Source organism: Catenulispora rubra (genome assembly GCF_015356825.1).
Taxonomy (GTDB): Bacteria; Actinomycetota; Actinomycetes; order Streptomycetales; family Catenulisporaceae; genus Catenulispora; species Catenulispora rubra.
Genome location: NZ_JAACYW010000407.1, coordinates 1 through 8,294, shown reverse-complemented (window position 1 = coordinate 8,294; position 8,294 = coordinate 1). Strand labels below are relative to the sequence as shown.

General features: G+C 68.9%; 7 protein-coding genes. 3 read left to right on the top strand and 4 right to left on the bottom strand.

The annotated features are described in order from the left end of the window. Window positions 1–112 precede the first annotated feature (112 nt). On the top strand, window positions 113–568 hold the full coding sequence (locus GWK61_RS50515; protein ID WP_323748140.1) for an HAD family hydrolase: 456 nt from the start codon (window positions 113–115) through the stop codon (window positions 566–568). A 62-nt stretch (window positions 569–630) separates the two neighbouring features. Here GWK61_RS50515 and dprE2 read toward each other — a convergent pair whose 3' ends face one another. The 4 genes from dprE2 to coaE all read right to left on the bottom strand — a co-directional run bounded on the left by dprE2 (window position 631) and on the right by coaE (window position 4,592). Next, complete coding sequence (dprE2, locus tag GWK61_RS50510) at window positions 631–1,386, bottom strand: decaprenylphospho-beta-D-erythro-pentofuranosid-2-ulose 2-reductase (protein ID WP_194921076.1); 756 nt, start codon at window positions 1,384–1,386, stop codon at window positions 631–633. A 108-nt stretch (window positions 1,387–1,494) separates the two neighbouring features. Then, a complete protein-coding gene (gene dprE1, locus GWK61_RS50505; RefSeq protein ID WP_194921072.1) occupies window positions 1,495–2,880 on the bottom strand; it encodes a decaprenylphosphoryl-beta-D-ribose oxidase in 1,386 nt (461 codons plus the stop codon). A 62-nt stretch (window positions 2,881–2,942) separates the two neighbouring features. Continuing rightward, entirely contained in the window at window positions 2,943–3,917 is a 975-nt protein-coding gene (locus GWK61_RS50500; RefSeq protein WP_323748139.1) for a decaprenyl-phosphate phosphoribosyltransferase, read from the bottom strand. Between the two features lie 45 nt (window positions 3,918–3,962). Continuing rightward, window positions 3,963–4,592, bottom strand: coding sequence for a dephospho-CoA kinase (gene coaE / locus GWK61_RS50495; RefSeq protein WP_194921070.1), 630 nt, complete (start codon window positions 4,590–4,592; stop codon window positions 3,963–3,965). A 94-nt stretch (window positions 4,593–4,686) separates the two neighbouring features. Here coaE and GWK61_RS50490 point away from each other — a divergent pair, with 94 nt between their 5' ends. After that, window positions 4,687–6,441 (top strand): N,N-dimethylformamidase beta subunit family domain-containing protein, encoded by a 1,755-nt coding sequence (locus tag GWK61_RS50490; protein ID WP_194921069.1) that lies wholly within the window; start codon window positions 4,687–4,689, stop codon window positions 6,439–6,441. Between the two features lie 408 nt (window positions 6,442–6,849). Continuing rightward, a partial coding sequence (locus GWK61_RS50485; protein WP_323748138.1) for a N,N-dimethylformamidase beta subunit family domain-containing protein occupies window positions 6,850–8,294 on the top strand: 1,445 nt, incomplete at its 3' end.

The window sequence follows — 8,294 nt, the reverse complement described above, 5'->3', positions numbered from 1 at the left end:
CGCCCCAGCAGCAGCCGGCTCCGGCTCCGGCTCCGGCTCCGGCTCCCACTCCCACTCCCACTCCCACTCCCACTCCGACTCCGGCTCCGGCCTCGGCCCTGCCCCCGACCTCATCGCCCGCCTAGTAGCGGTCTTCCGCGCTCATCGCCCGGGGCGGCTGGAGCCATATCCGGGGGTGCGCGAGGCGCTGGCCCGGCTCCGGATGGCGGGGGTGCGGCTCGCGGTGGTTACTGATGGGGATGTCGATGTGCAGGCTTGGAAGGTGCGGGCGTTGGGGTTGTCTGCGTTCTTCGAGTGCGTCGTCGTCTCTGATGCGCTGGGGGGACGCGCGGTGCGCAAGCCCCATGCCGCGCCGTTTCTCGCCGCCTTGGAGGGGCTCGGTGTTGGGCCCGGGCGGTGCGTTGTTATCGGCGATCGTCCTGAGAAGGATGTTACGGGGGCTGTGGGGGTTGATATCAGGGCCATTCGGGTGAAAACCGGGGAGTATCAGCGGGCTGCCGATGTCGCTGGGACCTGGCATACGGCTGCTGATTTTCCCGCCGCCGTCGACTGGCTGCTCCAGAAGTAAAAGCGGCGCGTGCCGGGAAGGAGATCCCGACGCGCGCCGTTCACAAAAAAGCAGGCGAGCAGCTACAGCGGCAGCTTGCGGAACAGGGGGCGCGGCACGTGCCGCAGGCCCGACATCACGTAGCGGAACGCGCCCGGCGCCCAGACCGTGTGCGAGCCACGGCGCAGGCCGGCGATGATCGCGTCGGCGACCGCGTCCGGGGTCGTGGACAGCGGCGCCTTCTCCAGGCCGTGTGTCATCTTGGTGTCCACGAATCCGGGGCGCACCACCATCACGTGCACGCCGGTGCCGACCAGGCTGTCGCCGAGGCCCTGCGCGAAGGTGTCGAGGCCGGCCTTGGACGAGCCGTAGATGAAGTTCGACCTGCGCGCCCGCTCCCCCGCGACCGAAGACAGCACCACGAGCGCGCCGTGCCCCTGCTTCTTCAGCGCCTGGGCGACCACGATGCCGCTGGAGACGGCGCCGGTGTAGTTCACGTGCGCGACCGCTGCGGCGCGCGCCGGGTCCTTCTCGTCTTCGGCCTGGTCGCCGAGGACGCCGAAGGCCATCAGCACCACGTCGACGTCGCCGGTGGCGAAGACCTGCGAGAGCACCTTGTCGTGGTCGTCGGTGGCGGCGGCGTCGAAGGCGACGACGTCGACCGCGGCGCCGAGGCGGCGCAGTTCGGCGGCGTTGTCCTCCAGCCGCTGGGAGGGGCGGCCGGCCAGGTAGATCTTCTTGGTGCGCGCGGCGGCCATCTTGCGGGCCGTGGCCATGGCGATGTCCGAGGAGCCGCCCAACACCAGCAGCGACTGGGCCGCGCCCAGGGAGTCCTTCATATCCGTTGTTCCAATCCGTTGTGGCTGCGGGGCCAGCTGCGGGGGCCCTTAGAGGAGCTACTGCGAACTCTAGAGAAGCCTCTGCGCAGAGCTCCGTATAGCGGGCCTCTACAGGTGCAGGCGGCGCGCCTGGTCCGACATGAACACCTGGTGCGGGTCGATCTCCGCGCGAAGCTTGCGGAACGCCTCAAGGCGCGGGTACATGTCCGCCATCAGCTCAGGCCGCATCCGCGAGTCCTTCGCCAAGTACAGGCGGCCGCCGGCCTCCAGCACCTTCTCGTCCATGTCGTCCAGCAGCTGCGCCAGGCCCGCGGTGTTGGTCGGGAAGTCCAGCGCCAGAGTCCAGCCCTTAGAGGGGAACGACAGGTAGCCGGGGCTGCCCTCACCGAACCGCTTGAGGACGGTCAGAGCCGCCGGAGCGCCGTGCGCAGAGATCTGCTCGACGATCTGACGCAGCGTGTCCTCAGCACCGAACGGAATCACGAACTGCCACTGCAGGAAGCCCGCAGGGCCATAGACGCGGTTCCACTCCATGATCCCGTCCAGAGGGTGGAAGAACGCACCCACGCCCTGGATCACGCCCTCCTTACGGACCGGCGCCTTACGGAACCACATCTCATTGAACGCGCGTCCGGTCATCTTGTTCAGCAGACCGCTGACCGGAACCGGAGGAACCTTGCCCAGGGACAACGGAGCGAACCTGCGCGGGTCCTTGCGGACCTTCGCCGGGAGCTCGTCCAGCTTCGCGAAGTCGCCACAGGTGAGCACCGAGCGGCCGAGGTTGCGCCCGGTGGACAGGCAGTCGATCCAGGCCACCGTGTAGGGGTACTTCTCGTCGGTGGCGGCGAGCTCGGCCAGGACCCCGTCCAGGTCCGGGGCGCGCCAGATGTCGGCCTTGATGCGGGCCGTCTCGACCTTCTTGAACGCGATGGTGGCCTGGGTGACGATCCCGGTCAGGCCCATGCCGCCGGCCGTGGCCCAGAACAGCTCCGGCTCGGTGGCCGGGGTCAGCGTGCGGATGTGACCGTCCGCGCCGAGCAGGTCCATCGACAGCACGTGCTGGGCGAAGGTGCCGGCGCTGTGGTGGTTCTTGCCGTGGATGTCCGCGCCGATCGCGCCGCCGACGGTGACGTAGCGGGTGCCCGGGGTGACCGGCACGAACCAGCCCAGCGGCAGCATCGTGTTCATCAGCTGGTGCAGGCTGACGCCGGACTGCGCGGTGACGATCCCGTTCTCGATGTCGATGTTGAGGATCTTGTTGAGCGAAGTGGTGCGCACGACCCGGCCGCCGCCGTTCTGCGCCGGGTCACCGTAGGAGCGGCCCAGGCCCCGGGCGATGATGCCGCGCGGGCCGGCGCCGGCGACCAGCTCGGCGAGCTGGTCGAGCGCCGTGGGGTCGGCGACGTCGGCGACCGAGGGGCTGGTCATGCCCCAGCCGTAGAGGCGCTCGGAGTGCACCTCGCCGCCGGTTGAACTCTGCTGTGGCACAGCCACGTCTCTCACGTCCCTATATTCATTTCGACTTCAATACTGCCGCCCCCGGGCGGCGGGACGGCTCAGCCGCGCGCGCCGACCAGGATCACGCCGGTGGCGAACACCGCGAGCCACACGGCCCCGATACCCATGATGACGCGGTCCTTCAGGACGACGTCCTCGGGCTCCCCGGCGCGGCCGGAGTCGATGAACATCGAGTAGCGCAGGAAGATGAAGACCCAGGGGATGACCGAGATCTCCAGCCACGGCTTGGCGGATTTGTGGGCCACGATGCCGTTGGCGGTGGTGGCCAGCTGGAAGGCCCACAGCGAGTACGTGATCATGGTGACGGTGGCCGCGGCCTGCCACACGAACCGCAAGTAGGTCTGGGAGTACTCCGAGAGCGACTTGCGGGAGGCGGCGGCGTCCTCCCCCATCAGCACCATCTCCGAGTAGCGCTTGCCGGCCACCATGAACAGCGAGCCGAAGCCGGTGGTCAGCAGGAACCACTGCGAGAGCTCCAGGTTCGCCGCCACGCCGCCGACGATGGCGCGCAGCAGGAAGCCGGAGGCCACCATCGCCAGGTCCAGGACCGGCACGTGCTTGAACCACATCGAGTACACGATGTGCAGCGCCATGTAGACGGCGACCACCAGGACCGTGGTCCAGTTCGCTATGGCCGCGACCCCCAGGCCGACGATTCCGCAGATCGTGCCGGAGACCAGGGCCAGCGGGATCGGGACCCAGCCGGCCGCGATCGGGCGGAAGCGCTTCTTGGGGTGGCGCCGGTCGGACTCGACGTCCATGACGTCGTTGATGAAGTAGATGCAGGACGCGGCGAAGCAGAACGCGACGAAGGCGATCGCGGAGGTACGCAGCACATCGGCGTGGCCGAGCTTGGCCGCCGACAGCGGAGCGGCCAGGACCAGAACGTTCTTGACCCACTGCCGCGGCCGCGCGGCGAGCAGCAGAGCGACCGGCATGGGGGGACGCTTGCGCAGGTCAGCCGGGGCATCGACGGTGTTGGGGGAACCCGTCGCGGGCTGGGGCTCGGACACCTGCGGCTCAGCAGACTGCGTGGGAAGGGATGTCACCGGGCAAACCTATCGGATGGTTGAATCGCGGAGTGTAAGCAGCTCGGACCAGACTCGATCCGTTTCCTGATCGAGGTCTTCGAGCGACCCGTTGTTTGCGATGACGTAATCCGCCGCCGCCAGTCGGTCCTCCCGCGATGCCTGCGCAGCCATCCGCGCGGCGGCGTCCGCACGGGACATACCGCGGTTGGCGAGCAGTCGTGCATACCGGACTTCCTCATCGGCGTCGACCACGATCACGGCCGCATACCCGCGGTCCGCCCCACCCTCGACCAATAGCGGAATATCGTAGACGACAATGCCGCCTTCCGGGACGGCATCGGCCCATTCGGCCATCAACGCGGCGACCCGCGGGTGCACGATCGCGTTGAGCGCGGCCAGCCGCTCGGGGTCGGCGAACACGATGGTGCCCAGCTTGGGACGGTCCAGCGCCCCGTCGGGCCCCACCACCTCGGAACCGAACTCCTTGACAACCGCGTCATAGCCGTCGGTGCCGGGTTCCACGACCCGGCGCGCGGCCAGGTCGGCGTCGACCACGGTGGCGCCCCGGGCCTTGAGCCTGTTGAGCACTTCACTCTTGCCCGAGCCGATGCCACCGGTGAGGCCGACGCTTAGCGTGGCCGGCTTGTCCTTCTCCATGGGGCTCCGTTCGGCTGGGGACGTTCGCGATCGCCGTCTGCAGAAGGCTAACGTGGCGCTGCACTCTTTAGGTCACTGTCTGGGACGGAGGCGAATGAACAAGCGGGATGCCGCGACGGGAAACGCTATAGGGGCGGCGCGCTGGAAGGCCGTCACCGGTTCCGCCACCTTCGCCGCCGCGGTGTTCGCCCTCGGCTACGGCTGCACCGGCAACTCGGCCCCGGCCGCGGTCAGCGCCGGTCCCCCGGTGAAGGTGACCTCGCAGACCCCGGAACCGTCGAGCCCCGTCGGCAAGCTCCCCGCGGACCGCACCAAGCCGTCGTCCGCGCCGTGCGCGACGGTGGTCCGGCCGGCCGGCTGGTCCAAGATCGAGAACGCCAAGTCCGGTGACTCCTCGTGGCGTGCCAGCTTCGACTCGGACACCTCTGAGGTCGCCGGGTACGTGAACCAGGTGAGTGCGGCCTGTGGGGACACTCTGGACCTGCACCTGTCCGGATATGTGTCCTCCGCGTCCGTGACCGCGTACCGGATGGGCTGGTACGGCGGTGCCGGCGGGCGCGTGGTGTGGAGCGCGTCGCACGTGCCGGTGAGCGCGAGTCCGGTGAAGAACTCCGGAGCGCCGACCTACACGGTGGAGGCCTCCTGGCCGGTCGCCACGCACATCCCGATCACGTCGGCCTGGACGCCGGGCTACTACCTGCTGATCGTGCGCGCCAAGCCACATGACACCGGTGATGCGATTCCTCTGATCATCCGGGACGACAGTGCCGGTAATGGAACGGCGGGAAGCGGGAGCTCGCCGCTATTGCTCCAGGCGTCTGTATTGACGTACCAGGCGTATAACAACTACGGACGGTACAGCCTCTACTACGGCCCTAAGGACCTGTCCTCCAAGCGCACGGACCGCTCTAGGGTGGCGTCCTTCGACCGCCCCTATAACGGGAGCGGGTACCAGGCGCCCTTCTTGTACGACATCCCCTTGGCGGAGGAAGCGGAGAAGCTGGGGCTGGACGTCGACTACACGACGGATATCGACCTGGACCAGCGTCCCAGTCAGGTCGCCGCGCATAAGGCGCTCCTTATTGGCGGCCACTCCGAGTACTGGACGCGGCGGATGTATGACGCGGCCCTTTACGCGCGCAGCAAGGGAACCAACATCGGTTTCTTCGGCGCGAACGAGACCTATTGGCACGCACGCCTGGAGCCCTCTCCCTCGGGACAGGACCGGCGCATGGTCGTCTACCGCTATGCGAACGAGGACCCATTGGCGAAGTCCGACCCTTCGCAGGCGACGGTGTACTGGGATTCTCCGCAGCTGCAGATGCCCGAGGCCCAGATCGTCGGGCCAGCTTATGGCGAGCTCGGCGCGGACGGCGGCGCGTTCCGGGTGCTCCAGCCGGACTCGTGGATCTTCGCCGGTACCGGGGCCACCAAGGACCAGGTCCTGAAGAACTCTCTGGGCGGCGAGTACGACACGGTGAAGAACAACTACGCGACCCCTCCGGACATCGACGTGATCGCCGCCGCGCCGATCGTGTTCAGCGGACAGTCCACGATGGCGACGATGTCGTACTACACCGATCCGTCGGGGGCGGGGATCTTCGCCGCGGGGATGACGTACTGGGACTGCCAGATGGCGCGGATGTGCGGGGACCGGCCGGTCGATGCGGGGACGTCGAAGCTGCTGGCGGCGATGACGGGCAACGTGTTGCGGACGTTCGTAGAGGGTCCTGCCGGGAAGAAGTACCCATCCGTGCACCGGCCGGCTCCGAGCCCGCAGGCGTTGATCTCCACGGCGGTTTCGCAGAGCGACGTCGGTATCGGCCCGCCCAAGACGACGGAGGGGTGACGGAGAGGGGACGGAGGGGCGGGAGTCGACGCGGAAACCGTTTCGCGTGCCTGCCGGGCTGATGGCCGGCGGCTGGTCCAAGATGGCACCAGCCCGGCGCTCGGCGGGCGCGGAGAAACGGGAGTAGACGTGCGGTCGGCGGGTGATTGGCTGCCGGTTTATGTGGAGCCTGCGGGCAGTGAGGCGACGGCTGCCGCTTCTCCGGTTGCGGAGCCCACTGCCGGGCTGGACTTGTGGCGGGGCGTACCGCTTCCCGCGTGGTTGTTGCGATTGGGGCTGGCTGCCGCGGTCGCTGTGGCGTGTACGGCGGACCTGCCGATACAGCAGAGGGTGGCGGGGATTTTCGGGGCCAGTGCCGGGTTCGGTTCTGACTTCGGCTCTGGCTCTACCTTTGGAGACGAAATCGGTGTGTCCTCGGCCGGAACCGCTACGGCTACCGCGGCGGGGTGCCCGACGGGACTGGCTCAGGGCTGGCTACGTGCGGAGAACGCGCGTCCCGGGACGACGGCTTGGCAGGACGCGAAGCGCACACGTGCCGGGAGCGTGAACGGCTACCTGGACCGGGACAGCGCGAAATGCGGGGACACGGTGACCGCATACCTGAGTTCGCTGGCGCCGGTTTCGGGGGCTTCGCTGTCGGCGTACCGCATGGGGTACTACGGGGGCACCGAGGGGCGGCTGATCTGGCAGGTCAGGGACGTCGCGTTGGAACCGCAGCCGCGGGCCGCGGTGACCGGGGCGAGCCTGCTGACCGTGGCTCCGTGGCGGCCGACGCTGACGTTCCGGATCACCGTGCGGTGGACGCCGGGGTACTACCTGCTGGTGGTGCGGGCGCCGGGGCAGAGCGCGTCGTCGATCCCGTTGGTGGTGCGGGCCGACGGGGACCGTGCGCCGCTGGGGTTCCAGGCCAGTGTACTGACGTACCAGGCGTACAACACGTTCGGCGGGCACTCGGCGTACGCGAACTCGCCGCGGAAGGCCGTGGCCAGCACCGAGGTGAGCTTCGACCGGCCGTACGAGGACGGCGGGTACTACTCGCCGTACCAGTACGAGCTACCGCTGGTGCGGGAGATCGAGAAGCTCGGGATCGACGCGGACTACTTCACGGACGTCGACGCCGACTCCGTCCCGGCGCAGCTGCGGCTGCACAAGGGGGTGGTCACCGGCGGGCACTCGGAGTACTGGACGAAGCGGATGTACGAAGGCGCGGTCGCCGCGCGCCAGACCGGTGTGAACATCGCATTCTTCGGCGCCAACGCTGTCTATACAGCCGCCCGACTGACCGGCTCGCCCCTGGGCCCGGACCGCCGCGTGGTGATCCGCCGCTCGCTGACCGGCGACCCGCAGGCCGCACGCGACCCCTCGCTGGCCACGGTGAACTGGTCCGCGCCGCCCCTGAACCGCCCGGAAGCCGCACTGATCGGCGAGGGCTACGGCTACCTGGGGGCCAGCGGCTCGCTGCGGGTGCTGCACCCCGCCTCGTGGATCTTCGCCGGCACCGGCGTCACCGCGGGGCAGGTGCTGCGCAACACGGTCGGCGGCGAGTACGACCAGGTGGACGTGAACGAGCCGACGACCCCGCCGGACGTGGACGTGCTGGCGGCGATGCCGATCCGGTTCCTGAGCGGCCAGGCCGGCATGGCGACGACGACGTACTACGTGGCGGCCTCGCAGGCCGGCGTCTTCGACGCGGGGACGACGTACTGGCCCTGCGTGATGAGCGGCGACTGCCTGCACCTGGGCCCGACCCCGCCCGCCGTGCGCGCGGTGGTGACGCGCGCGACGGACAACGTGCTGCTCGCGTTCGCCAGCGGGCCGGCGGGAGTGGAGCACGCTTCGACGCCGAACTGGCC